The organism is Azospirillum agricola (genome assembly GCF_017876095.1).
Taxonomy (GTDB): domain Bacteria; phylum Pseudomonadota; class Alphaproteobacteria; order Azospirillales; family Azospirillaceae; genus Azospirillum; species Azospirillum agricola.
The window spans coordinates 139,119-164,230 of record NZ_JAGINM010000001.1 but is presented as its reverse complement, the minus strand read 5'-3'; the positions used below and the strand labels follow the sequence as shown (position 1 = coordinate 164,230).

Annotated in this window: 20 protein-coding genes, 2 tRNA genes and 1 riboswitch; of the genes, 6 read left to right on the top strand and 16 right to left on the bottom strand. The window is 68.3% G+C overall.

The genetic code is table 11. The annotated features are described in order from the left end of the window. Positions 1-56 precede the first annotated feature (56 nt). The 9 genes from lon to J2847_RS00785 form a co-directional block, all read right to left on the bottom strand. The gene (gene lon, locus J2847_RS00825) at positions 57-2,483 is read right to left on the bottom strand and encodes an endopeptidase La (protein WP_085556216.1); all 2,427 of its coding nucleotides are present in this window, start codon (positions 2,481-2,483) and stop codon (positions 57-59) included. Positions 2,484-2,703: 220 nt separating this feature from the next. Next, the gene (locus J2847_RS34750) at positions 2,704-4,698 is read right to left on the bottom strand and encodes a methyl-accepting chemotaxis protein (protein ID WP_209776317.1); all 1,995 of its coding nucleotides are present in this window, start codon (positions 4,696-4,698) and stop codon (positions 2,704-2,706) included. 322 nt (positions 4,699-5,020) lie between these two features. Then, a complete protein-coding gene (gene clpX / locus J2847_RS00815; protein ID WP_085556214.1) occupies positions 5,021-6,283 on the bottom strand; it encodes an ATP-dependent Clp protease ATP-binding subunit ClpX in 1,263 nt (420 codons plus the stop codon). 208 nt (positions 6,284-6,491) lie between these two features. Beyond that, positions 6,492-7,121, bottom strand: coding sequence for an ATP-dependent Clp endopeptidase proteolytic subunit ClpP (clpP, locus tag J2847_RS00810; protein ID WP_085556213.1), 630 nt, complete (start codon positions 7,119-7,121; stop codon positions 6,492-6,494). Between the two features lie 115 nt (positions 7,122-7,236). Then, positions 7,237-8,571, bottom strand: coding sequence for a trigger factor (gene tig, locus J2847_RS00805; protein ID WP_209776315.1), 1,335 nt, complete (start codon positions 8,569-8,571; stop codon positions 7,237-7,239). Between the two features lie 92 nt (positions 8,572-8,663). Beyond that, a tRNA-Leu gene (locus J2847_RS00800) sits at positions 8,664-8,748 on the bottom strand. A 159-nt stretch (positions 8,749-8,907) separates the two neighbouring features. After that, a complete protein-coding gene (locus tag J2847_RS00795) occupies positions 8,908-10,449 on the bottom strand; it encodes a malonyl-CoA decarboxylase (protein WP_209776313.1) in 1,542 nt (513 codons plus the stop codon). A gap of 259 nt (positions 10,450-10,708) precedes the next feature. Then, positions 10,709-12,166, bottom strand: a complete 1,458-nt coding sequence (locus J2847_RS00790; RefSeq protein ID WP_209776311.1) for an NAD(P)H-hydrate dehydratase — start codon at positions 12,164-12,166, stop codon at positions 10,709-10,711. A gap of 175 nt (positions 12,167-12,341) precedes the next feature. Further along, positions 12,342-12,417: transfer RNA gene (locus J2847_RS00785), tRNA-His, on the bottom strand. A 329-nt stretch (positions 12,418-12,746) separates the two neighbouring features. On the opposite strand from J2847_RS00785, the gene J2847_RS00780 reads away from it, so the two are divergent. Together J2847_RS00780 and glnA are read left to right on the top strand one after the other, a co-directional pair. Beyond that, entirely contained in the window at positions 12,747-13,085 is a 339-nt protein-coding gene (locus tag J2847_RS00780) for a P-II family nitrogen regulator (RefSeq protein WP_085556209.1), read from the top strand. Between the two features lie 261 nt (positions 13,086-13,346). After that, positions 13,347-14,756, top strand: coding sequence for a type I glutamate--ammonia ligase (gene glnA / locus J2847_RS00775; protein ID WP_209776310.1), 1,410 nt, complete (start codon positions 13,347-13,349; stop codon positions 14,754-14,756). Between the two features lie 114 nt (positions 14,757-14,870). Here the strand turns inward: glnA and J2847_RS00770 are convergent, their stop codons facing one another. Then, complete coding sequence (locus J2847_RS00770; protein WP_209776308.1) at positions 14,871-15,113, bottom strand: hypothetical protein; 243 nt, start codon at positions 15,111-15,113, stop codon at positions 14,871-14,873. Positions 15,114-15,290: 177 nt separating this feature from the next. Between J2847_RS00770 and J2847_RS00765 the strand changes: the two genes are divergently transcribed. Further along, complete coding sequence (locus tag J2847_RS00765) at positions 15,291-15,494, top strand: hypothetical protein (protein WP_209776306.1); 204 nt, start codon at positions 15,291-15,293, stop codon at positions 15,492-15,494. 40 nt (positions 15,495-15,534) lie between these two features. Here J2847_RS00765 and J2847_RS00760 read toward each other — a convergent pair whose 3' ends face one another. Next, positions 15,535-16,008 carry a hypothetical protein gene (locus tag J2847_RS00760; RefSeq protein ID WP_209776304.1) on the bottom strand — a complete coding sequence of 158 codons (474 nt, stop codon included), beginning with the start codon at positions 16,006-16,008 and terminating at the stop codon, positions 15,535-15,537. Positions 16,009-16,189: 181 nt separating this feature from the next. Between J2847_RS00760 and J2847_RS00755 the strand changes: the two genes are divergently transcribed. Next, positions 16,190-17,344 (top strand): alpha/beta hydrolase, encoded by a 1,155-nt coding sequence (locus J2847_RS00755; protein WP_209776303.1) that lies wholly within the window; start codon positions 16,190-16,192, stop codon positions 17,342-17,344. A 72-nt stretch (positions 17,345-17,416) separates the two neighbouring features. On the opposite strand, the gene gcvPB is transcribed toward J2847_RS00755, so the two are convergent. From gcvPB to gcvT, 4 genes are read right to left on the bottom strand one after another with little or no spacing between them, the layout of a single operon-like run. Next, positions 17,417-18,985 (bottom strand): aminomethyl-transferring glycine dehydrogenase subunit GcvPB, encoded by a 1,569-nt coding sequence (gene gcvPB, locus J2847_RS00750; RefSeq protein ID WP_209776301.1) that lies wholly within the window; start codon positions 18,983-18,985, stop codon positions 17,417-17,419. After that, positions 18,982-20,337 (bottom strand): aminomethyl-transferring glycine dehydrogenase subunit GcvPA, encoded by a 1,356-nt coding sequence (gene gcvPA, locus J2847_RS00745; protein WP_209776299.1) that lies wholly within the window; start codon positions 20,335-20,337, stop codon positions 18,982-18,984. The genes gcvPB and gcvPA overlap by 4 nt, the downstream gene beginning before the upstream one ends. Before the next feature lies 1 nt (position 20,338). After that, positions 20,339-20,713 carry a glycine cleavage system protein GcvH gene (gcvH, locus tag J2847_RS00740; RefSeq protein WP_211114561.1) on the bottom strand — a complete coding sequence of 125 codons (375 nt, stop codon included), beginning with the start codon at positions 20,711-20,713 and terminating at the stop codon, positions 20,339-20,341. A 54-nt stretch (positions 20,714-20,767) separates the two neighbouring features. Continuing rightward, positions 20,768-21,880 carry a glycine cleavage system aminomethyltransferase GcvT gene (gene gcvT / locus J2847_RS00735; protein WP_209776298.1) on the bottom strand — a complete coding sequence of 371 codons (1,113 nt, stop codon included), beginning with the start codon at positions 21,878-21,880 and terminating at the stop codon, positions 20,768-20,770. A 172-nt stretch (positions 21,881-22,052) separates the two neighbouring features. After that, positions 22,053-22,169, bottom strand: a riboswitch (glycine riboswitch). 228 nt (positions 22,170-22,397) lie between these two features. Here gcvT and J2847_RS00730 point away from each other — a divergent pair. Then, positions 22,398-23,231, top strand: a complete 834-nt coding sequence (locus tag J2847_RS00730; RefSeq protein ID WP_209776296.1) for a hypothetical protein — start codon at positions 22,398-22,400, stop codon at positions 23,229-23,231. A 70-nt stretch (positions 23,232-23,301) separates the two neighbouring features. On the opposite strand, the gene J2847_RS00725 is transcribed toward J2847_RS00730, so the two are convergent. Further along, positions 23,302-23,880 (bottom strand): hypothetical protein, encoded by a 579-nt coding sequence (locus tag J2847_RS00725; RefSeq protein ID WP_209776295.1) that lies wholly within the window; start codon positions 23,878-23,880, stop codon positions 23,302-23,304. 126 nt (positions 23,881-24,006) lie between these two features. Between J2847_RS00725 and ispH the strand changes: the two genes are divergently transcribed. Then, the gene (ispH, locus tag J2847_RS00720; RefSeq protein ID WP_209776293.1) at positions 24,007-24,987 is read left to right on the top strand and encodes a 4-hydroxy-3-methylbut-2-enyl diphosphate reductase; all 981 of its coding nucleotides are present in this window, start codon (positions 24,007-24,009) and stop codon (positions 24,985-24,987) included. Positions 24,988-25,112 lie beyond the last annotated feature (125 nt).

Genomic DNA, 25,112 nt, shown 5'->3' with positions numbered 1-25,112 from the left:
CAAGCGGGTGAGGCCATGCACACTTTGGCATTCCATCCAAACAATGGTGGACCGAATCAATGCCGCAGGCTGTCGCCCGCCTTGTCGCCGGCCGCCTTCTCGCTCTGGGCCTTGGCGGCGGCCGCATCGACCTCCGCCTCGTTCCATTCGATCGGCTCGACCGGACGGGTCAGGGCGTTGCGCAGCACCTCGTCCACCGTGCCGACCGGGATGATCTCCAGCCCGCGCTTCACGTTGTCCGGGATGTCCGCCAAATCCTTCTCGTTGTCCTTCGGGATCAGCACATGCTTGATGCCGCCGCGCAGGGCCGCCAGCAGCTTCTCCTTCAGGCCGCCGATCGGCAGCACCCGGCCGCGCAACGTGATCTCGCCGGTCATCGCGACGTCCTTGCGCACCGGAATGCCGGTCAGCACCGAGACGATGGAGGTGGCCATGGCGACGCCGGCCGACGGGCCGTCCTTCGGCGTGGCGCCCTCGGGAACGTGGACGTGGATGTCCTTCTTCTCGAACAGCGTCGGCTTGATGCCGAAGGCGACGGCGCGCGACTTGACGTAGCTCTCGGCCGCCTGGACCGATTCCTTCATCACGTCGCCCAGCTTGCCGGTGGTGGTGACGCGGCCCTTGCCGGGCAGCCCGACCGCCTCGATCGACAGCAGCTCGCCGCCGACCTCGGTCCAGGCCAGACCGGTGGTCACGCCGACCAGATCCTCCAGCTCCGCCTCGCCGTAATGGAAGCGGCGGACGCCGGCGTATTTGTCGAGGTTGCGGCGCGTCACGGCGACCTTGCCCGCCCCGGACGCCTTCATCAGGATTTCCTTGACCGCCTTGCGGCAGAGATTGGCGATCTCGCGCTCCAGGCTGCGGACGCCGGCCTCCCGCGTGTAGTAGCGGATGAGGTCGCGCATCGCGTCGTCGGAGATCGTGAACTCGCCCTTCTTCAGGCCGTTCGCCTCGATCTGCTTCTCGATCAGGTGGCGCTTGGAGATCTCGACCTTCTCGTCCTCGGTGTAGCCGGCGACGCGGATGATCTCCATGCGGTCCAGCAGCGGCTGCGGCATGCGCATGGTGTTGGCGGTGCAGACGAACATCACGTCGGACAGGTCGTAGTCGACCTCCAGGTAATGGTCGTTGAAGGTGCCGTTCTGTTCCGGATCCAGCACCTCCAGCAGCGCCGACGACGGGTCGCCGCGCCAGTCGGCGCCCAGCTTGTCGATCTCGTCGAGAAGGAACAGCGGGTTCGACGACTTGGCCTTCTTCATGCCCTGGATGACCTTGCCGGGCATCGAGCCGATGTAGGTCCGGCGGTGGCCGCGCACCTCGGCCTCGTCGCGCACGCCGCCCAGCGACATGCGGACGAAGTTGCGCCCCGTGGACTTGGCGATCGACTTGCCGAGCGAGGTCTTGCCGACGCCGGGCGGGCCGACGAGGCAGAGGATCGGGCCCTTCACCTTGTTCATGCGGTTCTGGACGGCGAGGTATTCAAGGATGCGCTCCTTGACCTTCTCCAGACCGTAATGGTCGGCGTCGAGCACCTTCTGCGCCAGCTTCAGGTCGCGCTTCACCTTGGTGCGCTTCTTCCAGGGAATGGACAGCATCCAGTCCAGGTAGTTGCGCACCACGGTGGCCTCGGCGGACATCGGGCTCATCGAGCGCAGCTTCTTCAGCTCCGCCAGCGCCTTTTCGCGGGCCTCCTTGGGGAAGCGGGTCTTGTTGATCTTCTCTTCCAGCTCGGCCGACTCGTCGCGGCCGTCCTCGGTCTCGCCGAGTTCCTTCTGGATCGCCTTGAGCTGCTCGTTCAGGTAATACTCGCGCTGGGTCTTCTCCATCTGCCGCTTGACGCGGTTGCGGATGCGCTTCTCGACCTGAAGGACGCCGATCTCGCCTTCCATGAAGGCGTAGACCCGCTCCAGCCGCTCGGACACGGTGGCGCATTCCAGGAGCTGCTGCTTCTCCGGAATCTTCAGCGCCAGATGCGAGGCGACGGTGTCGGCCAGCTTGCCGGATTCCTCGATCTGGTTGATCGAGACCAGCACCTCCGGCGGGATCTTCTTGTTGAGCTTGATGTACTGCTCGAACTGCGACACGACGGCGCGGCTCAGAGCCTCGAGCTCCTGGTTCTCGCCGGTCTTCTCCTCGACCAGCTCGGCCTGGGCCTGGAAGAACTCCTCATTGTCGGCGAACTTGGTGATGGCGGCGCGCTGGCCGCCCTCGACCAGCACCTTGACGGTCCCGTCCGGCAGCTTCAGCAGCTGCAACACGGTGCCGACGGTCCCGACGCTGTAGATGTCGGCCGGAGTCGGATCGTCCTGCGCGGCGTTCTTCTGGGTGACGAGCAGGATCTGCTTGTCATCCTTCATCACGTCTTCCAGCGCGCGCACGGACTTCTCGCGCCCGACGAACAGCGGCACGATCATGTGGGGGAACACCACGATGTCGCGCAGCGGCAGGACGGGGTAGAGGGCACCACGGGAGAGTTCGATCATCGGCAGAGCCTCAGTGATAGGATCGCCGCCAGCCCGGAATGGGCCTGACGCGGTTCCCGCCTCAGGGATCAAGCGCGGGGACCGGAAACGGCACGCTGACTAACGTGGCACACGCCTTGGTGGCCTTCAAGGGGCTGGCGGCGGTGGCGGGCCGTTTCCTTGCCGCGACGCGGCGGAAAACGGCCCTTCCCTCCCCTTTCATCCCCCGAACGTCGGTGTTTCAGGCCGCGGCAAGCCGTCGGACGTAGCCATCGACGGTCGTGCGCAGCGTTCCGGCCTCCTCGGTGAGCCCGCGCGACGCCGCCAGCAGCTCACCCGACGCGATCCGCGTGCTTTCCGCGGTGGCGGCGACCTGCCCGATGGTGCCGGACACCTCGCCGGTGCCCTGAGCGGCCGCCTGGATGTTGCGGGCGATCTCCCGCGTCGCGGCGTTCTGCTCCTCCACCGCGGCGGCCACGGCGGCGGCGGCCTCGCTGATCGCGGCGACGGTGCGGCTGATCGCGCCGATGGCCTCCACCGCGCTGCCGCTGACGTCGCGGATCTCGCCGACGCGGAGCTGGATGTCCTCGGTCGCCTTGGCCGTCTGGCCGGCAAGGCTCTTCACCTCGCTGGCGACCACCGCAAACCCTTTTCCGGCCTCGCCCGCCCGCGCCGCCTCGATGGTGGCGTTCAAGGCCAGCAGGTTGGTCTGCGAGGCGATGGAGTTGATCATGTCGACGACCGACCCGATCCCCGCCGCGCGTTCGGCCAGGGTCGCCACGATGCCGGCGGTGGTGCCGGCCTCGCGCACCGCGTCCTGGGCGATGCGCGCCGCGTCGTCGATGCGCCGGCCGATCTCACCGCTCGAGGCCTGGAGCTGTTCGGAGGCGGCGGCCACGGTCTGGATGTTGCCGGTGGCGTCGGCCGAGGCGGAGGCCACCGCGTTGGAGCGCGACGACACGCTTTCCGCGGCGTCGGACAGGCGTTCGGAGCTGCCGCGCACGCTCTCCGCCGTCGTCGACAGATGACGGACGACCGATTCGAGCTGGGTCACGAACTCCCGCGTCGCCCGCTCGGTTTCTCCCCGCCGCGCCTCGCGCTGCTCGCGCTCGGCGGCGCGCTGGGCCTCGGCGAGGTCGGCGGCGCGGGCGCGCTCCTGCAACACGCCGATGGCCCCAGCCATTTCACCGATCTCGTCCTGGCGGCCGCCATGCGGGACGTCGAGGTCGCGCCGCCCGCCGGCGATGGCGCCGACCACGCCGGCCAACTCGACGATCGGCCGGGTGGCGCGGCGGGTGATGGCGACGCCGACCGCCGCCAGGGCGGCCACCGCGAGCCCCAGCACGGCAAGCGCCAGCATCAGATGACGGACCGCCGACGCCTGGTGGGCGTCCGTCAGGTCGCGGGCGCCCTGAAAGCCGGCGTCGCGGATCGCCAGCAGATCCTGGAGCAGCGGCGAGGCGGAGCGCCGCCAGTCGGCGCTGTCCAGATCATAGGGCACGCCCTTGCGCGAGGCGTCGAGAACCCGCGCCTTGTAGGCGCCGAAGCCCTCGACGTAGCCCTTCCGTCCGGTTTCCAGCGCGGCCCGCAGGCCGGGCCCCATGTCGCCGGCAACGATGTCGTCCTCGATCGTCGCCCAGCGTTCCTGGATGCGCCCTTCCAGTTGCAGCGCCTCGCGCTCCGCCTCGAGCGTGAAGGGCTTGCCGGAGCCCAGCGTCCGCAGGAAGAGAACCGACTGCTGCCCGGCCACTTCACGGAGGGCCGCCGCCCGCCCGGCGACGTCGGCGCGGTCCCCCGCCGTCGAATCGAGATCGGTCAGCCGGTGCTCGAGCCCGTTCATCATCGCGCTCACCACGGAGGTCACCCCGACCATCGCCCCGAAGAAGCGGGCGGGCGCGTCGGCCGGACGGACGGCCCGGTCCTGCGGCAGCCAGCCGTCGACCGTGCGGCGCACCTCCGCCAGCTTCCCCGCCAGCCCGGACAGTTCGGTCAGCGTCTTCGCGTCGCCGAAGGCTGCGGCGCTGGCCATCAGCCGGTCGCGCGCGCCGTCCGCCTGGGCGCGCGCCTTGGTCAGCGACTCCCGCGTCGCCGCGTCGGCCGCCACGCCGGCCGCAAGCGGCAGGTTGATGACGCCGCGCTCCAGCGCCAGCGTCTCGTTCAGCGCCGCCGCGCTGGCCAGCACGTCGACGATGGCCCGCGCGTCCGACGCCCGGCTGGCCGAGCGGGCTTCCTGCACCGCCAGCCAGCAGGCCGGAACCGCCGCAACAATTCCAGCGCTCGCCAAACATATGTAAAGAAAATTGCGAATTTTCATGTCTCGCTCGCCGATTTATTGTTATTCAGCGCCGATGGACAATGAAACGAAGGATTTGTTTCGAACCCCACCGATCATTTTCCAATCAGTTCTTGCCAGGAAGCATATCATGCACGAACAATCCGCAGGAACGGCACACATCAAGCGGTAGGGGTTTTCATCTGGAATGAAAAAGAGGCGGAAATGAAAAAGGGGCGCCGAAGCGCCCCTTTCCAAACACACGAGACCGGAAGGCCGGGAAGCGTCAGGCTCCCGGCGCCTCGCTGCGGCGCTCCGCATGGACGTAGAGCGGCTTGGCCCGCCCCTCGACGACCTCCTTGTTGACCAGGATGCTCTCGATTCCCGACAGGCCGGGAAGGTCGAACATCGGGTCGAGCAGGATCGCCTCCATGATGGAGCGCAGGCCGCGCGCGCCGGTCTTGCGCTGGATCGCCTTGTGCGAGATGGCCTTCAGCGCGTCCTCGGAGAATTCGAGGTGCACGTCCTCCATTTCGAACAGGCGCTGGTACTGCTTGACCAGCGCGTTCTTCGGCTTGCTCAGGATCTCGACCAGCGCCGCCTCGTCCAGGTCGGACAGGGTGGCCAGCACCGGCAGGCGGCCGATGAACTCGGGGATCAAGCCGAACTTCAGCAGATCCTCGGGCTCGACCTCGTGCAGGATGTCGCCGGTCGTCCGCTCGTCCGGGGCGCGCACGTCGGCGCCGAAGCCGATCGAGGTGCCCTTGCCGCGCTGGGCGATGATCTTGTCCAGCCCGGCGAAAGCGCCGCCGCAGATGAACAGGATGTTGCTGGTGTCGACCTGCAAGAACTCCTGCTGCGGATGCTTGCGCCCGCCCTGCGGCGGCACGGAGGCGACGGTGCCCTCCATGATCTTCAGCAGGGCCTGCTGGACGCCCTCGCCCGACACGTCGCGGGTGATCGACGGGTTGTCGGACTTGCGGCTGATCTTGTCGACCTCGTCGATGTAGACGATGCCGCGCTGCGCCCGCTCGACGTTGTAGTCGGCGGCCTGGAGCAGCTTGAGGATGATGTTCTCGACGTCCTCGCCGACGTAACCGGCCTCGGTCAGCGTCGTGGCGTCGGCCATCGTGAAGGGCACGTCGATGATCCGCGCCAGCGTCTGGGCGAGCAGCGTCTTGCCGCAACCCGTCGGGCCGATCAGCAGGATGTTCGACTTGGCGAGTTCGACGTCGTTGTGCTTCGTTCCGTGCGCCAGCCGCTTGTAATGATTGTGGACCGCGACCGAGAGCACGCGCTTGGCGTAGACTTGGCCGATCACGTAATCATCGAGCACCGCATGGATGTCGCGCGGAGTCGGGACCCCGTCGCGGGACTTCACGAGGGTCGTCTTGTTCTCCTCGCGAATGATGTCCATGCACAGTTCGACGCATTCATCGCAGATGAACACCGTCGGACCGGCAATCAGCTTGCGGACCTCGTGCTGGCTCTTGCCGCAGAAGGAGCAGTAGAGCGTATTCTTCGAATCGCCGCTGCTGGACTTGCTCATCGGTACTCCGTCATCTCGCGGGGGACGAGGCCCTCAAGGGCCTTGCCCGTTCGCGGCGCCCCCCGACGCCGGTCCATTCAGAGGTTGTCTCGGGCATGGCCCTTGACAAGGTCGCATCTCGATTCAGTCCGGGATCGGACCGCTTCATGACCATTCAACATCAGCGAAACGGCCCGATCAACCCTTTGTTGGACTGCCCCTCAAGCGCTCAGGACGCGCGGGCGTCCCCGCCGGGGCGCTTCTCGACGACTTCGTCGATCAGCCCGAAGGCCTTGGCCTCCTCCGGCGACATGAACTTGTCGCGTTCCATCGCGGCTTCAATGGTGTCGAGCGTCTGGCCGGTGTGCTTGACGTAGATGTCGTTCAGGCGCGAGCGCAGCTTCAGGATCTCCTGCGCCTGGATCTCGATGTCCGAGGCCTGGCCCTGGGCGCCGCCCGAGGGCTGGTGGATCATGATGCGGCTGTTGGGCAGCGAGAAGCGCTTGCCCGGCGCGCCGGCGGTCAGCAGCAGCGAGCCCATCGAGGCGGCCTGGCCCATGCACACCGTCGACACCTGCGGGCGGATGTACTGCATGGTGTCGTAGATGGCGAGGCCGGCCGAGACGTAGCCGCCCGGAGAATTGATGTAGAGCGCGATGTCCTTCGTCGGGTTTTCCGATTCGAGGAACAGCAGCTGCGAGCAGATCAGGCTGGCGACGGCGTCGTTGACTCCGCCGATCAGGAAGATGATCCGCTCCTTCAGCAGGCGCGAATAGATGTCGTACGCGCGTTCGCCCCGGTTGGTCTGTTCGATGACCATCGGGACCAGAGCATTCATCTTCGGCTCGAAGTCGTACATGTGTTCTTCCCTGCCCCCGCAGTTGGCTGGACCGGTGTTCGTTCCCGGCACGAAATCACATATAGGCGCCGCCGGGGGCGGGCGGTAGCCCACCCCCACTCCTTTTGGGAGTTTGTTACGCCTCGGCGGCGTCCTCGTCCTCGTCCTTGGTCAGCTCGTCGACGGTGACGGTCTTCTCGGTGACCTTGGCCAGCTCCAGGATGTGGTCGACGACCTTGTCCTCGAAGATGGGCGCGCGCAGGTTTTCCAGCGCCTGCTGGTTCTGCTTGAAGAACTCGAACACCTGACGCTCCTGGCCGGGGAAGCGGCGGGCCTCGTTGATCAGGGCGCGGTTCACCTCGTCCTGGGTGACCTGGATGTTGTTGCGGCGGCCCACCTCGGACAGCAGCAGGCCCAGGCGGACGCGGCGCTCGGCGATGGCGCGGTACTCGGACTTCAGCTCGTCCTCGGGCTTGTCGGCGTCCTCACCGGCGTTGCCGTTCTTCAGCTCCTCCTGGAGGCGGGCCCAGATGCCCTCGAACTCGATGTCGACCATGCCGGCCGGCACCTCGAAGGAGTGGCTCTCGGCCAGCTTGTCGAGCAGCTGGCGCTTCACGCGCAGGCGCGACAGGTTAGCGTACTCGCCCTTGATGCGGTCGCGGACGGCCTCGCGCATCTTCTCCAGGCTCTCCATGCCGAACTCCTTGGCGAGGTCGTCGTTGACCTCGGCCGGGACGTTCTTGCGGAGTTCCTTGACGTCGACCTCGAACACCGTGGCGGCGCCCTTCAGGCGCTCGTGCGGGTAGTCCTCGGGGAAGGTGACGTTGATGGAGCGGTGCTCGCCGGCCTTGGCGCCGATCAGCTGCTCCTCGAAACCCGGAACGAAGCGGCCGGCGCCCAGCTCCAGCGGATAATCCTTGCCGTCCATGCCCGGCAGGGCCTCGCCGTCGACCGAACCGGCGAAGTCGATGAGCGCGATGTCGCCGTTCTCGGCGCCGCGGTCCTCGGTGATCGGGGCCTGGGTCGAATGGGCCGACGCCAGCTTGCCCAGCGCCTCCTCGACCGACTCGTCGCTCACCTCGGCGACCGGCTTCTCCAGCTCGATGGCGCCGAACTCGCCCGGCTCGACGTCGGGCAGCAGCTCGACGGCCATCTTGTAGGTGAGGTCGCCGTTCTCCTCGTACTTCTCCACCTCGATCTTGGGCTGGAGGGCGACGCGCAGGCCGCGCTCGCTCAGCGCCTGGCGCGAGCTGTCGGAGATGGCGTCCTCCAGCACCTCGGACAGCACGCCGCCGTGGTAGCGCTGCTTGATCACGCTCACCGGAACCTTGCCGGGGCGGAAGCCCGGCAGCTGGACGGTGCGGCGCAGCTCTTCCAGCTTGCCGTTCACCTTCCCTTCGATGTCCGTGGCGGAGATGACGACCTGAAATTCGCGCTTGAGGCCGTCGGTGCTGGTCTCGGTGATGTTCATCGGAACGAAAGCCTATCTCGTTGTTCCGGCCCGGCGGCGCCCGTCCGGGGCGGCCCGAAACCGTGTTATCCATAGCGGTGCGCGTGTTGCCATGGTGCGGGCGAAGGGACTTGAACCCATACGACCGAAGTCACTGGAACCTAAATCCAGCGCGTCTACCAATTCCGCCACGCCCGCTTTTCCATGGCAAAAGGCAGCCGCAGCGGGTGCCGCACACCCGCCGGACCGCCGGCGAAGTCCGGTCTATAGCACAGCGTGCCCAATGCAAACAGGCAAAATGGGACGGGATTCGTCGCGATTGCGCGGGGCTGCGCACGGATGGGTGGCGCGGGCGCCCTACCCGCCCGCCTTGCCCAGCGACCGGATCGCCGACGAGGTGATGATCCTGCCGTCGCCGCTGTAGGCCTCGTGGTTGGCGTCGATCTCGCCCAGCCGGTAGCGGTAGTTGATCATCATCCCGCAGGACTGCTTCAACCCCTTGCGCGACCGGTCGGCCAGCCAGTTCAACCGCTCCATCCGGGCGCCGTTGGTCAGGTGGAAATGCGCCACCGGATCGAGCGCTCGGGCCTGCGCGCCCTCGGCCCGCTCGACCCGCCGCTCGGAGGTCTGGGCGGTCGTCAGGTAATGCACGGCCAGCCGCATCAGCGGCCCGCGAAGCTGCTTCTGCAACTCCTCGTCCTCGTGCCAGCCGGGAACGGTGAGCGCGCGGGCGAGAATCGGCGCCTCGTCACCCGAATCGGGGTCCGAATCGGGGACGGCGCCGGCCTCCGAGTCGCGCTGGGCCAGCCGTTCGGCGATGCGCTCGGCCTCGGCGTTGGTCAGCAGGGCGTCGCCGTCGCGGTCAAGCGTGCGGTCGAACCAGCGGCGGAAGCCGGGGATCGGCGACAGGGTGGCGAAGCACTTGATGCTGGGGAACTCGCCGGTCAGCCCGTCGACCACCCGCTTGATCAGGAAGTTGCCGAAGCTGATGCCGGCCAGCCCGACCTGCGCGTTGGAGATCGAGTAGAAGATGGCGCTGTCGGCGCTCTTCGGGTCGCAGACAGGGGCCGAGGGGTCGAGCAGCGCCTGGACGTTGTCCGACATGCCCTGCACCAGCGCCACCTCGACGAAGATCAGCGGCTCGTGCGGCATGCGCGGGTGGAAGAAGGCGAAGCAGCGGCGGTCCGAATCGAGCCGGTCCTTCAGATCCTGCCAGCCGCTGATCTCATGCACCGCCTCGTACTTGATCAGCTTCTCCAGCAGCGAGGCCGGGCTGTCCCAGGTGATGCGGCGCATCTCCAGGAAGCCGACGTCGAACCAGGAGCGCAGCAGATTCTTGAGGTCGTCCTCCAGCGCCTGGAGCAGCGGCTCGCCGCGCGCCATCTCCATCAGCTCGGCGCGCAGGTCGACGAGGAACTTCACCCCTTCCGGCAAGGCGTTGAACTGGGTCAGCAGCCGCACGCGCGGCGGCTCCAGGGCGCGGCGCAGGGCGCGCTCGGCATGGCCGCGGGCGACCGGGTCGGCGGCGGCCTGGAAGGTCGCCATCGCCTCGTCCACGGCGGCCCGCTCGACGTCGAAGTCGCGCGCGAGCATCAGGAGAAAATTGCGCCGCCCCTGCGGATCGAGCGCCAGATAGGTACGGCCGAGCTGCGCCGCCCGTGCCCGCGCCGACACCTCGCCGCCGCGCGCCTCCAGGCAGGCCTCGATCTGTTCCTTCAGACGCTCGGCGTCCTCCTTGGGCAGATGGGTGCGCGGCGGGGCGCCGACGGCGCCGCGCGCCGAGGCGGCGATCTCGCGCCAACGGGTGCGCAGGTTGTCCAGCGCGCGGTCGAGAAGACCCGGCGGGCCGGCAGGCGGCTGGACCGGATCCAGAGTGGCGGTGTTCGGTGCGTCGCTCATGCTTGGAGTCTGGCCCCTGCCGCCGGATTCGGCAAGGGGATGCGGCGGGCGTCACCCGTGTGAGTACCGCCGACGCGACGCGCGCCGGGGTTTTCGGCCCTCCATGAAATTTCAATGACGACGGCTTGGGGTCCGTGTCCGACAGACGGCACGGCTCCCCTTTTCAGGAGCGTCATGCCCGGCCATGACGAAAGGATGAGGAGAAGAAGGCCGCCAAAAGCGCAAGCCGCTTTCCCGGCTGCGTCGGCCAAACAGGCCCTCAGCCCTTCAGCGCCCGCAGCACGCCCGGCAGCGCCCCGGACAGATCCTCCGAGATCAGCCCCGGCCCGACGGCGTGCCCAGCCTCGCCGTGCAGCCAGACCGCCGCGCAGGCCGCCTCGAAGGCGTCCATGCCCTGGGCCATCAGCCCCAGCACGATGCCGGCCAGCACGTCGCCCGACCCGGCGGTGGCCAGCTCGGGCGGCGCGTTGACGTTGATGACCGCCCGGCCGTCGGGCGACGCGATCACCGTGTCGGCCCCCTTCAGCAGCACGACCGCCCCCGAGCGCGACGCCGCCGCGCGGGTCCGCGACAGTTTGTCGCTGTCCATGCCGACCGAGGCACCGAACAGCCGCGCGAACTCGCCCTCGTGCGGGGTCAGCACGCAGCGCTTGTTCAGCCGGTCGAACAGATCCTCCGGCGCCTCGGCGAAGCTGGTCAGCGCGTCGGCGTCCAGCACGCAGGCCTTGCGCGCCTCCAGCGCCGCCAGGACGCGGGCGCGGATCTGGGCGCCCCGCCCACCCCCCGGCCCGAGCAGCACCGCGTTCCGCCGCGAATCGCTCAGCAATTGGGCAAATTCGGCATCATCGGCCACCGGCTCGACGATCACGCTGGGCGAACCGGCGGCGTAGACGGTGAAGACCTCCGGCGGGCAGGCGAGGGTCACCAGCCCGGCTCCGGCCCGCAGCGCCGCGACGGAGGCGAGCCGCGCCGCGCCGGTCATCCGCCCGCCGCCCAGCACCACGGCGTGGCCGCGCGCGTATTTGTGCCCGTCCAGCGCCGGCCAGGGGAACAGGTGACGCCACAGCTCCGGCCCGTTGACGGCGGTCTGCGGCACGATGCCGTCGAGCACCCGCTCGGGGATGCCGATGTCGCCGACCACCACCTCGCCGCACAGTTCGCGGCCCGGCAGCAGCACATGGCCCGGCTTGCAGCGGAAGAAGGTCACGGTCAGCGCCGCCTGCGGCGCCACGCCGAGCACGCGCCCGCTGTCGCCATGCAGGCCGCTCGGCACGTCGATGGCGACGACGGTGCGCCCGGCCATCGCCTCGACGATGGATTTGGCGACGCCCTCCAGCGGCCGCGACAGGCCGGCGCCGAACAGCGCGTCGATGACCAGGGGGTTGCCCTTGAGGATGTAGGGGTCGGCCGCCTCGATGGGGCCGGGCCAGCGCTCCGCCGCCACCGCCGCGTCGCCGGTCAGGGCCGAACGGGTGCCGAGCAACGCGAGACGCACCGGCCAGCCGGCCTCCAGCAGCAGCCGGGCGACGACGAAGCCGTCGCCGCCGTTGTTGCCCGGCCCGCAGAGCACCGCCGTCGGGTGCGGCGCCCAGCGCTCGCACACCGCGCGCACCACGGCGGCGCCCGCGGCCTCCATCAACGCTGCACCCGGCACGCCGGCCGCGATGGTCATCTCGTCGGCACGATGCATTTCCGCGACGGACAGCAGTTCGTCCATCACCCCTTCCCTTCTCGATCCGGCCTTTCCCGATCCGGCAAACGCCATGGCCGACGCGGACGCCATGGATAGCGCGATTTTTCAACCGGGCAAGCATAAACGCCCGCTGGGCGGCCAGCCAGCCGCGCGGACGTCAAAAAGATCGAGTTGTCTGGGAAACCCCCATGAGGGGGGATGGGGCGATGGATGGGACTCGAACCCACGACCACTCGGACCACAACCGAGGGCTCTACCAACTGAGCTACCACCGCCGCCGTTGGGAGCGCTTATTTGCCCCAGCCGAGCCGTCCGGTCAAGGGCTTTTTCACGAGGGGCCGAAAAAAAGCGACGCCCCCGCTTTCACCCCCTGTTTGCCGCCGCCTGCGCGGATCTCTTGCAGGCTTTGCACAAATAATGTTCACTTCGCCGCATTCGTTGGCAGAGCGATGCCCCAACCAACGGCAGCCCGCTGCCTTTCGTCGTGGTTTCATGCTGCCGGATCGGAGTACCCGTTTCTGGCACGCTCCATGCTTAATGTCGTCGTGTCGGCAGAGCCGTGGACGGTGCCTGCCGGCGTTGGCACCTCGTACACGAGAGACCCATGAAGAAGATCGAAGCCATCATCAAGCCGTTCAAACTCGACGAGGTGAAGGAGGCTCTTCACGAAGTCGGGATCAAGGGGATCACCGTCACCGAGGCCAAGGGCTTCGGCCGCCAGAAGGGCCACACCGAGCTGTACCGGGGCGCGGAGTACGTCGTCGACTTCCTGCCGAAGGTGAAGATCGAGGTGGTGATGGAGGACTCCCTGGTCGAACGGGCGATCGAGGCGATCCAGCAGGCCGCCCACACCGGCCGCATCGGCGACGGCAAGATCTTCGTCACGCCCGTGGAAGAAGTGGTCCGCATCCGGACCGGCGAAAAGGGTCCGGACGCGATCTGACCGGCGTCCCCACCCGTCCCCGTCACCCAAGCCGTTGCCAACATGCGCCTGACTTGCCAGCCCGCCCGGACGACCTACGCCGCACCCCCTGCCGAACGGCCGATGGCCCTAGGCCGGACGTGCGCGTTTTTCGGCTCGCGCGTTGTGCGGGCGGGTCAGGCGTGACATAACGTCCGCCGCGAGCGCCGTCTCCCGCCCTCGTGATCCGAAGGTTGGTTTGACGCTGCGGGATCCAAACCTCTCAAGCGTGGAAAAAGAGATATGTCCGACATCAGCAAGGTCTTCGACCTGATCAAGGAACACGACGTCAAGTATGTGGACCTGCGCTTCACCGACCCGCGCGGCAAGCTGCACCACACCGCCCAGCACGTCTCGACGATCGACGAGGACGTGTTCGAGGACGGCATCATGTTCGACGGTTCGTCGATCGCCGGCTGGAAGGGCATCGAAGAGTCGGACATGATCCTTCAGCTCGATCCGACCACCGCCGTTATGGATCCGTTCGCCGCCCAGCCGACGCTGAACATCCTCTGCGACGTGTTCGATCCGGGCACCGGCCAGGCCTACGAGCGCTGCCCGCGCGGCATCGCCAAGGCCGCCGAGCGCTACACCGCCTCGGCCGGCATCGGCGACACCGTCTATTTCGGTCCGGAAGCCGAATTCTTCATCTTCGACGACGTCAAGTACAGCGTCGAAATGAACAAGGTGTCCTACCAGTTCGCGTCGGACGAGGGTTCCTACTCGTCGGACAAGGAGTATGAGGACGGCAACCTGGGCCACCGTCCGGGCACCAAGGGCGGCTACTTCCCGACCGCCCCGATCGACAGCGCCAACGACCTGCGCGCCGAGATGCTGAGCGTCCTGGCCGAGATGGGCGTCCCGGTCGAGAAGCACCACCACGAGGTGGCCGCCGCCCAGCACGAACTGGGCATCAAGTTCGACACGCTGGTCCGCACCGGCGACAACATGCAGTACTACAAGTACGTGGTGCACAACGTCGCCCACGCCTACGGCAAGTCGGCGACCTTCATGCCGAAGCCGGTGTTCGGCGACAACGGCTCGGGCATGCACTGCCACCAGTCGATCTGGAAGGACGGCCAGCCGCTGTTCGCCGGCAACCAGTACGCCGACCTGTCGGAGCTGGCGCTGTACTACATCGGCGGCATCATCAAGCACGCCAAGGCGCTGAACGCCTTCACCAACCCGTCGACCAACAGCTACAAGCGCCTGGTCCCGGGCTATGAGGCTCCCGTGCTGCTGGCCTACTCGGCCCGCAACCGTTCGGCCTCCTGCCGCATCCCGTACGTCGCCTCGCCGAAGGGCAAGCGCGTCGAGGTCCGCTTCCCGGATCCGTCGGCCAACCCGTACCTCGCCTTCGCGGCGATGCTGATGGCCGGCCTGGACGGCATCAAGAACAAGATCCACCCCGGCGACGCGATGGACAAGAACCTGTACGACCTGCCGCCGGAAGAGCTGGCCAAGGTTCCGACGGTTTGCGGCTCGCTGCGCGAGGCGCTCAACGCGCTGCGCGAGGACAACGCCTTCCTGCGCCAGGGCGACGTCTTCTCGGCCGACATGATCGACGGCTACATCGACCTCCGCACGGAAGAGATGATGGCCTTCGAGACCATGCCGCACCCGATCGAGTACAAGATGTACTACTCGGTCTGATGCGGTGTCGCGGCGTCCGGTTCCGGGCGCCGCGCCTCGTCGAAGATTATGGAAAAGCCGCCCCGGAGCAATCCGGGGCGGCTTTTCCGTTTCAGTTTCAGGAGCGGCGGGGCTTCATTTGATCCACGCCCCGGTGTCGGGCGGCGCGCAGGAGGCGCGGCCGGCGCAATCCGCCTTGACGCAGCCGCAGGCCGGAAACAGGCAGCCGTCGCCGTTCAGGTCGGTCGCCCGCACCGCGAGGTCGTAGCGCACGCCGCGCATGATCGCGACGCCGGCCGTGCTGTTGCGTTCGTAATGCTCGACGACGAGGCGGACGCGGGCCAGAAGCTCCCGGCGTTGGTCATGTCCCGGATCCATGCGCTCATCTCCCTGCCCGGCGGTCGCGGCACATCCGCGCTCTCGCAAACCAGGACGCACGGGAACCCGGTTCGTTCCCCCACCCTCCCGCCTTACCGCGCTTGGTCCGCGGGGTGGAAGGAGAGGATCGGCGGGCGCGCCTGTTCCCGTTCCGAACAGGACAACCGGGAGAGCGTGATGGATCAGGAACCCGATCGGGAACGGTTGAAGCGCGTCGCCAGGGCGCTGGGCGACGTGCGGCTCTACGACAAGCACCACACCGGCGAACTCATCGCCATGCGGTTGCGCGACAGCCTCGCGGACCACCCCGGCTACGACGCCGAGGCGGTCGAGGCGAAGCTTCTGGAGCTTGCGAAAGCCGCGCTGGAGGCGGCCAGTTGACGCAGCCGGCGAGCCGGGCACCCGCCCGGCTCGAGGGGAGTCACTCGGCGGCCATCGCCATCATCAGGCGGGCCGGGCGGCGGCGCGGCAGATAGATGCGGGCGGTGTCGAGAATGCCGGCCAGCTCGCGCATCGCGTCGGTCGCCATGCACAGCGCCACCAACGGCAGCCAGCGGTCGAAGAGCTGGGCGGCCACCTCGGCCTCGCCGCCCTGGATCGCCGCCAGCGCGTCGAGCAGGGCGGCCTCGTCGACGCTGATGCGCGAGCAGGCCGGGCAGCGTATCTCCGGCTTGCGGGCATTGGCGACCGCGAAGGTGCCGAGCAGCGCGAACAGCGGCAGCAGCGCGGTGTTCGGCACCCCGGCGACGTTCAGCCCGATGCGCATGGAGGCCATCGCCCCCGCCGTGCCGGCGCGAAACCACTGACGCACGCCGGTCAGCAGCGCCCGCTCGGCCGCCGTCAGGTCCGACACCGTCCAGGGCGACGAACGCCCTTCTTCCACCGTTCCGCACATGCCGCGACGCTCCTCCGCTTGGGCTGTTGGCCGCATCGTATCGCGCTTTGCTGATGGATGCGAGTCATTCTTAGTTGCATGACTGACCCTGTGACAAACGCCGGGGGCAAGGGCTTGGAAAGGTCACGTTAACCCTCCCGGCCGGATTCTGGCCCCGCACGCAGCACAGGGGCCGGAACGAATGATGCGGACGCTTCGACACGCCATCCTCGGACTGATCGCGACGGTCGGATTGATGGGAGCCGCCCAGCCCGCGTCCGCGCAGATCGTCCTGAAACCCGCCTACGGCGAAGCGTCGCTGCTGGGAGCCGGCAAGGCGCGCGGCGCGGTGGTGTGGAGCCACGGCCGTTCGGTGGAATCCGAGGATTCGGAATCGCCGACCCCGCTCTACATGAAGGCCTTCCGCGACGCCGGCTGGGATGTCTACCGGCTCGACCGCATGCGGGTCAGCGACACGCTGTCCAACAGCTCGCGCGCGCTGGCCGGCTACGCCGACAGCCTGAAGAGCAAGGGCTACCGCCGGGTCACGCTGACCGGCCAATCCTTCGGCGCCTTCATCTCGCTGATGGCGGCGGGCCAGACCGAGCGGATCGACGCGGTGGTCGGCACCGCCCCGGCGGCCTTCGGCAACTTCACCGAGGCCTATGACAGCTACCGCGAGAACGCATCCCAACTCTGGCCGATCCTGCGCAACGTGCGCCAGTCGCGCGTGATGCTGTTCTTCTTCCACGGCGACGATTTCGATCCGGGCGGACGCGGCGAGCCGGCACGCAGCGCGCTCGCCCAGCGCGGCCTTCCCAATCTGGTGATCGACCAGCCGGCGCTGCTGACCGGCCATGGCGCCGCCGGCACCGGCCTGTTCGTCCGCCGCTTCGCCGGCTGCATCGTCCGCTTCGCCGAGGCGCCCCCCTCCCCCAACGACCCGCCCTGCGACGACAGCTGGGGCCGCAACCCGAGCGCCGAGCTGTTGCAGGCGGCGACCTCCACCTCGGCATCGGGGTCGGCCAGCGGCGCCGACGCGGCGGCCCCGCTGCGTCCCTATCTCGGCATGTGGTACGGCAGCTACATCAACGGCCGCGAGGTGGCGCTGGCCGTCGAGCGGGCCGAGGGCGACGCCGTCTACGCCGACTACGTGCTGGGCACCGGCATGGAGCCCGACCAGCCCTTCGAGCGCGTCCGCCGCAAGGGCCGCATCGAGGATGGCGAGTTGATCTTCGACGAGAAGGGCCGCAACATCCTGCGCTACCGCCTGCGCCCCGACGGCCGCATCGCCGCGACCTGGCTCGACAAGGCCGGCAAGGGACGGCTGGAGACGGTGCTGCGCAAGGTCAATTGAGCCACCGCACGACCACCCCAGAGAAAAGGCCCGCCTCCGAAAAGAGGCGGGCCTTTTTTTGCCGGAGCGGGGTCAGTCCGCCGCCAGCGCCTCGGCGGGAGCCGGCGGGACCCAGCGCAGCACCGGCTTGCGGGCGGCGGCGGTCTCGTCCAGGCGGCGGCGCGGGGTCAGGCGCGGCGCACCCTGGAAATAGGCGGCGTCGCCCGACTTGGCGCGCTCGGCCAGCGCCCGCAGGGCGTCGATGAACTGGTCGAGCCCGGCCTTGCTCTCCGTCTCGGTCGGCTCGATCAGCAGGGCGCCGTGGACGACCAGCGGGAAATACATGGTCATCGGGTGGAAGCCCTCGTCGATCAGCGCCTTGGCGATGTCGAGCGTGGTGACGCCCGTCCCCTTCAGGAAACGGTCGTCGAACAGGCACTCGTGCATGCAGGGCCCCTCGAAGGACGCCGTCATCACGTCCTCCAGCCGCGCCATCACGTAGTTGGCGTTGAGCACCGCGTCGCCCGACGCCTGCCGCAGCCCGTCGGCGCCGTGGCTCAGCATGTAGGAGAGCGCGCGGGTGAACATGCCCATCTGGCCGTGGAACGCCTTCATCCGGCCGAAGGCCGGGCCGTCGCCGGCCTCCTCGACCAGAGCGAAGCCGTCGGGGCCGTGCGTCACGTAGGGAACCGGCACGTAGGGCGCCAGCGCCTCCGAGAACACCACCGGCCCCGAGCCCGGACCGCCGCCGCCGTGCGGCGTCGAGAAGGTCTTGTGCAGGTTGATGTGCATGACGTCGATGCCGAGGTCGGCCGGCCGCACCCGCCCGACGATGGCGTTGAAGTTGGCGCCGTCGCAGTAGAAATAGGCGCCCGCCCCGTGCACCGCCTCGGCGATGGCGATGATGTCGCGCTCGAACAGGCCGCAGGTGTTCGGGTTGGTCAGCATCAGCCCGGCCACGTCGGGGCCGAGCTTGGCCTTCAGCGCGTCGAGGTCGACGCGGCCGTCGGCCGTCGCCGGGATCGACTCCACGGCGTAGCCACAGGCGGCGGCGGTCGCCGGGTTGGTGCCGTGGGCGCTCTCCGGCACCAGGATCTTGGTGCGGGCCTTGTCCCCCCTGGCGTCGTGGGCGGCGCGGATCGCCATGATGCCGCACATCTCGCCATGGGCACCGGCCGCCGGGGCCAGCGTCACGGCGGCCATGCCGGTCAGCGTCTTCAGCCAATGGGCGAGTTGGTCCATCAGTTCCAGCGCCCCCTGCACGGTGCTGACCGGCTGGAGCGGGTGGACGTCGGCGAAGCCCGGCAGCCGCGCCATCTTCTCGTTCAGGCGCGGGTTGTGCTTCATCGTGCAGGAGCCGAGCGGGTACAGGCCGCTGTCGATGGCGTAGTTCTTCTGCGACAGGCGGGTGTAGTGGCGGACGACCTGCGGCTCGGCCAGACCGGGCAGGCCGATGCGGGCGCGCGGCGTGATTCCACCGAGACGCGACGCGACCTTGGGCGCTTCCGGCAGGTCGACGCCGCAGCGGCCGGCGCTGTCCTGTTCGAAGATCAGCGGCTCCTCGATCTGGAGGCCGCGGTTGCCGGTGACGGTGCCGGTCACGGAGTCCGTGCCGCCGGCCGCCGGGATGGCCGAGGGACGGCCCTGGGAATTCATGCTCATGACAGAACCTCGGCGAGGGCCGTGACGAAGGCGTCCATGTCGGACTCGGTGTTGGTCTCGGTGACGGCGACCAGCAGAAGATTCTCAAGCCCCTTGCCGAGTTCACCCGGATAGAGGCGCGACACCGGAACGCCGCCGAGGATGCGGCGTTCGGCCAGCGCCTCGACCACCTCAGCCGCCGGCTTGGGCAGCCGGACGGTGAACTCGTTGAAGAAGCCGTCGTTGATCACCGACACGCCGGGCGCCGCCGCCAGCTTGTCGGCGAGTTGCACCGCCTTGGCGTGGTTGAGGCGGGCGAGCTGCGTCAGCCCTTCCTCGCCGAGCAGGCTGACATGGATCGAGAAGGCCAGCGCGCACAGGCCGGCGTTGGTGCAGATGTTGGAGGTCGCCTTCTCGCGGCGGATGTGCTGCTCGCGGGTCGAGAGCGTCAGCACGAAGCCGCGCCGCCCGTCGGCGTCCACCGTCTCGCCGCACAGGCGGCCCGGCATCTGGCGGACATACTTGTCCTTCACCGCGAACAGCCCGACATAGGGACCGCCGAAGTTCAGGGCGCCACCGAAGGACTGGCCTTCCGCCGCGACGATGTCGGCGCCCATCCCGCCGGGCGTCGGCAGCAGGCCGAGCGACAGCGCCTCCGTCACCACGACGATCAGCAGCGCGCCCTTCGCCTGGCAGGCCTTGGCGAGGTCGGAGTAATCGCGCACCTGCCCGAAGACGCTGGGATTCTGCACGACGACGCAGGAGGTCTGGTCGTCGATGCGCGCCGCCAGATCCTCCGTGCCCTCCGGGTCGGCCGGCAGCGCCACGGCGTCGAAGCCGATGAAGCGGGCGTCGGTCGTCGTCGTGTCGCGGTAATGCGGGTGCAGGCCGCCCGACAGGATCGCCTTCTTCCGACGGGTGACACGGTTGGCCATCATCACGGCCTCGGCGCAGGCGGTGGCGCCGTCGTACATCGAGGCGTTCGCCACATCCATGCCGGTCAGCAGGGCGACCTGGGTCTGGAACTCGAACAGGACCTGGAGCGTGCCCTGGCTCACCTCCGGCTGGTAGGGGGTGTAGGCGGTCAGGAACTCGCCGCGCTGGACCAGATGGTCCACCGTCGCCGGGATGTGATGGCGGTAGGCGCCGGCGCCGAGGAAGCTGGGCACCGAACCGGCGGGAAGGCTCTTCGCCGCCATGGCGCCCAGCAGCCGCTCGACCTCGAGCTCGCCCATGTGATCGGGCAGGCCCCCGATCGGGCCGGACAGGCGGGCCGCCTCGGGAACGTCGCGGAACAACTCGTCCACCGACGCCGCGCGGGTGGCCGCCAGCATGGACTGCCGGTCGGCCTCGGTCAGGGGCAGATAGCGCATCTCAGTTCGATTCCTCGACGAAGGCCTTGTAGGCCGCCTCGTCCATCAGCCCGTCCAGCTCGGACGGGTTGGACAGGCGCAGCTTGAAGAACCAGCCCTCGGTCTGGGCGCCGGTGTTGACGCGGGCGGGCTCGTTCTCCAGGTCGTGGTTGACCTCGATGACCTCGCCGGAGACGGGGGCGAAGACGTCGCTGGCGGCCTTGACCGACTCGACGACGGCGGCTTCCTTGCCCTTCTCCAGCGTCCGGCCGACGTCGGGCAGCTCGACGAACACCACGTCGCCGAGCTGGTGCTGCGCGAAATCGGACACGCCGACGGTGCCGACGTCGCCCTCGACGCGCACCCATTCATGGTCCTTGGTGTATTTGACGGTCATGATCGTCCCCTGTTCGATGATGGTGGAGTTTCTTGTGAAGGCGGGAGCGGAGCGTCAGCCCCGGTAGTAACGCTGCGGCACGAAGGGAGTCGCGGCGACGCGGGCCGGCACCGGCTTGCCACGCACCAGCAGGGTCAGCGGCGTGCCGACCGCCGCGTGGGCGCCGTCGACGTAGCCCATGGCGACCGGCGCCCCGGCGGTCGGGCCGAAGCCGCCGCTGGTGATCTCGCCGATCCTGTTGCCGTCGGCATCCTGGATCTCGGTGTGCTCGCGGGCCGGCTGGCGGCCGTCGGGCTGGACGCCGACGCGGCGACGCGACGCCCCCTCGGCCAGTTGCCTGGAAATGATGTCGAAGCCGGGGAAACCGCCCTCGGCGCGGCGGCGCTTCGGCAGGGTCCATTCCAGGGCGCCCTCGACCGGAGTCGTCGTCGTGTCGATGTCGTGCCCGTAGAGGCACAGCCCCGCCTCCAGCCGCAGCGAGTCGCGGGCGCCGAGCCCGATCGCCTCGACCTCCGGCTCGGCCAGCAGGGCGCGGACGATGGTCTCCGCGTCGGCGTTGGCGCAGGAGATCTCGTAGCCGTCCTCGCCGGTGTAGCCGGAGCGGGTCAGCACCACCGGCACGCCGTTGAAGGTGGCCGGCAGGTAGCTCATGAACTTCATGGTGGCGGCCTCGGGCACGAAGCGGGCCAGCACCCCGGCGGCGGCCGGACCTTGCAGGGCCAGCAGCGCCAGATCGTCGAGCAGCTCCACCTCGGCCTTACCGGCCAGCTTTTCGCGCAGATGGGCGACGTCCTGCTCCTTGCAGGCGGCGTTGACCACCAGGAACAGATGGTCGCCGGCGTTCGTCACCATCAGGTCGTCGAGGATGCCGCCCTGCTCGTTCAGGAACAGCGTGTAGCGCATGCGACCGCGCGCCAGCCCCTTGATGTCGCCGGGAACCAGCGTTTCCAGCGCCGCCGCCGGATCCCCGCCGGTCAGCCGCACCTGCCCCATGTGGGAGACGTCGAACAGCCCGGCCTTCTCGCGGGTGTGCTGGTGCTCCTTCAGGATGCCCAGCGGGTACTGCACCGGCATGTCATAGCCGGCGAAGGGCACCATGCGGGCGCCGAGTTCGACGTGCAGGGCGTGCAGCGGGGTGGTCTTGAGCGGTGCGTTGGCCTCGGTCACGCGGGTCCTCCGACATGGGTTGCAGCGCCCGCACCGGATTCGGTGCGGGAGTCTGCCCCCTTCTGTCTTGGACCTGAGAGATTCACCGCGCGCCGGCCGAGCCGTCCGCGTCGGTTTACTCCTTCGGTGAGTCGCGACGCAGGCGCGCCGAGGCTGCTTTCCAGAGGTGCCTTATCCCCTTGCGGTCCTTTTGCCTGAGAGTTTCCGGGGGCGGTTGCTCCTTCGGCGCCGCCATCGGGCGCGTGCCTTTCCAGGCCCGGTCCGTGGCGATCTCTCCCGCGAGGGATCATCGGCGTGATGGCCCACACTGTCGCGGGAGCCGGCGATTGTCAATCCGGGGATCGGCGGGCGGTCACGGGAAGACCGACATGCCTAAGTGCTTGAAAGTCCTATTTTTAGGATTTTTTTCTTTTCATCGGCCAGCAACCGGCCAATCATCCCCTCACGCGTTTCGTGGAGCCGGCCGGCCTTCGTCCCTCGCGTGCTGTCTCATTCTCGCAGAAGCGGAGAGTCGTTCATGGCCGTCCAGACCTTCAACCCGACCGACCTGTCGCAGTCCACCGCCAACTGGGCGGTGGCCCAGCGCATCGTCGGCCCCTTCGCCCCCCACGCGCAGGTGACGCCCAACCTGACGCTGGCGCTGGATCCGGGCCATCTGCTGAGCGGCACGACCCTGACCGAGGTCAACGCGCAGAACGTCGGCCCCTTCGCTCCGCCGGCTTCGGGCTTCCGCATCGACCGCGTGGTGATTGATCGCGCGACCGGCGTTGCCTCCATCGTCACGGGCATCGCCGACAGCCTTACACCGCCGGCGATCCCGGTCGGCACCCTTCCGGTCGCGCAGGTGTTCCTTCAAAACACCACGACCGCGATCTCCAATCACAACCTTGTCGACGAACGTTCTTTTTACGACCAGACGACGGCAGCAAGGCCCATCATCGCCACACGCGCCCATCGGAATGGCGTTGGCCAGTCGGGCATCACCAGCAACGTGTGGGCGAAGGTCGAGCTGTCCGCAACGGATTTCAACGTTGGCGATGCGTTCGACACCTCGACATCGCGCTTCCAGCCGGCCAAAGCCGGGTATTACCTGCTGCACGGGCAAGTGATGATGAATTGCAACATCGGCGGGTCGCTCTATGCAGGATTGTTCATTAATGGAGGCATTATTGTCCAATGCCGCGCCTTGACGCCAATCTCGACACTGACCTATGCAGCGGCAACCACCATCGCCCACTTCAACGGCAGCACGGATTACGCCGAGTTGCATGTGTTGAACACCATTGTCACCAACGGCGTCTTGGACGGAACGTCGGTGGCGACGTTCTTCACAGCCTCGCTGTTGTCCTGACAAGACGGTGGTGCCGGGGTCGTTGCACACCCGGCACCACTCCACACGTCCTATGGCAACCAGCGCCAGATCACTTCTTCATCTGGGTGCGGTTGAAGTTCAACTGCTCCGGCGTCAGCTGGAATCCCAGATAGACCTTCCAATCCTTGGCGTTGGCGTCCTTGGGCAGCGGGATCTTCGGGGCCAGCTCCTCCTTGGTGCCGGCGCGCGGCTGGCCGCTGGGGAAGGTCACGTCGGTGTCGAAATAGGCCTTCGACACCAGCGTGTCGTCCGGCTTGGCCAGCGCGACGAAATACGTGTACTTGGCGGTGTCGCCCTTCAGCGCCGGGCCGCGCTCGGCCACCAGATAGACGTTGACGTTCACCGTCACGCCGTCGCTGGCGTATTCGCAGTTGCCGGCGAAATCGACCAACGCCGCGCGCGATTCCAGGTCGGTCAGGTCGCGCCCGCCGGGCCGGAAGGCGGTCACCTCCGACAGGTCGCGGATGATCGACACCTTCGGGCAGGCGAGCGCCGACTCCGCCGGATCCTTCGGTCCCAGCCCCATGCCGCCGCAGCCGGCCAGCGTCAGCCCGGCCAGCGCCAGGGCGCCAACGGACAGCGGGCCTTTCCAGGCGGGGGTTCCTATATTACGGTCGCGGCGGTCCATCGGTTCGGCCTGATCGGTTATCGGATCGTTGGCCCGCGACTTTAGAGATCCAGCTTAACCGGCACAAGGCCATGCGACCGCTTTGTTTCCTGTGACCGATTTTCGCAACCGCGGATTTGAACCGGCATGACGAACCCAGCACCCCTGACGATCCTCCTCGCCGCCCCGCGCGGCTTCTGCGCCGGCGTCGACCGCGCGATCCAGATCGTCGAGACGGCGCTCGACCGCTACGGCCCGCCCGTCTACGTGCGGCACGAGATCGTCCACAACCGCTTCGTCGTGCAGAGCCTGGAGGCCAAGGGCGCCGTCTTCGTCGACGAGCTGACCCAGGTGCCCGACGGCGTGCCGGTGGTCTTCTCGGCCCACGGCGTGCCGAAGTCGGTGCCGCAGGCGGCCGAGGCGCGCGGGCTGTTCTACCTCGACGCCACCTGTCCGCTGGTCAGCAAGGTCCACCGCGAGGCCGAGCGCCATTTCGATGAGGGCAAGCAGATCGTGCTGATCGGCCACGCCGGCCATCCGGAGGTCATCGGCACCATGGGGCAGCTGCCCGAGGGCGCCGTCGTGCTGGTCGAGACGGTCGCCGACGTCGCCACGCTGGAGGTCGCCGACCCCGGCAATCTCGCCTTCGCCACCCAGACCACCCTGTCGGTCGACGAGACGTCGGAAATCCTGGCGGCGCTCCAGGCCCGCTTCCCGGCCATCGCCGGGCCGAAGAAGGAGGACATCTGCTACGCCACCACCAACCGGCAGGCGGCGGTCAAGGCGATCGCCCCCAAGGTGGAGGCGCTGCTGGTGCTGGGCGCGCCGAACTCGTCGAACTCCAAGCGGCTGGTCGAGGTGGCGAAGACCCACGGCTGCCCGCGGGCGCAGCTCGTCCAGCGCGCCGCTGACATCGACTGGACGGCGCTGGAGGGCGTCCAACGGCTGGGCATCACCGCCGGCGCCTCCGCCCCCGAGGTGCTGGTCGAGGAGGTCCTCGACGCCGCCCGCGCCCGTTTCGCGGTGACGGTGGAGGAGCTGCGCACGGCGACCGAGAGCATCACCTTCAAGCTGCCCCGCGCCCTGACCGAGGAGGGCGCCGGACCGGTGTTGCGCGAACGGGCCTGACCGGAAGGCAAAGGGCCCGGCGGAGGGAAGGACACCGCGCAATTGCGGCGTAGCGGCCTCCCCCAAAGCGTGCATTCCCCCTGTGCGCGGTTGCGGCGCACTGTTGCGTCACACTGGGGAAAACG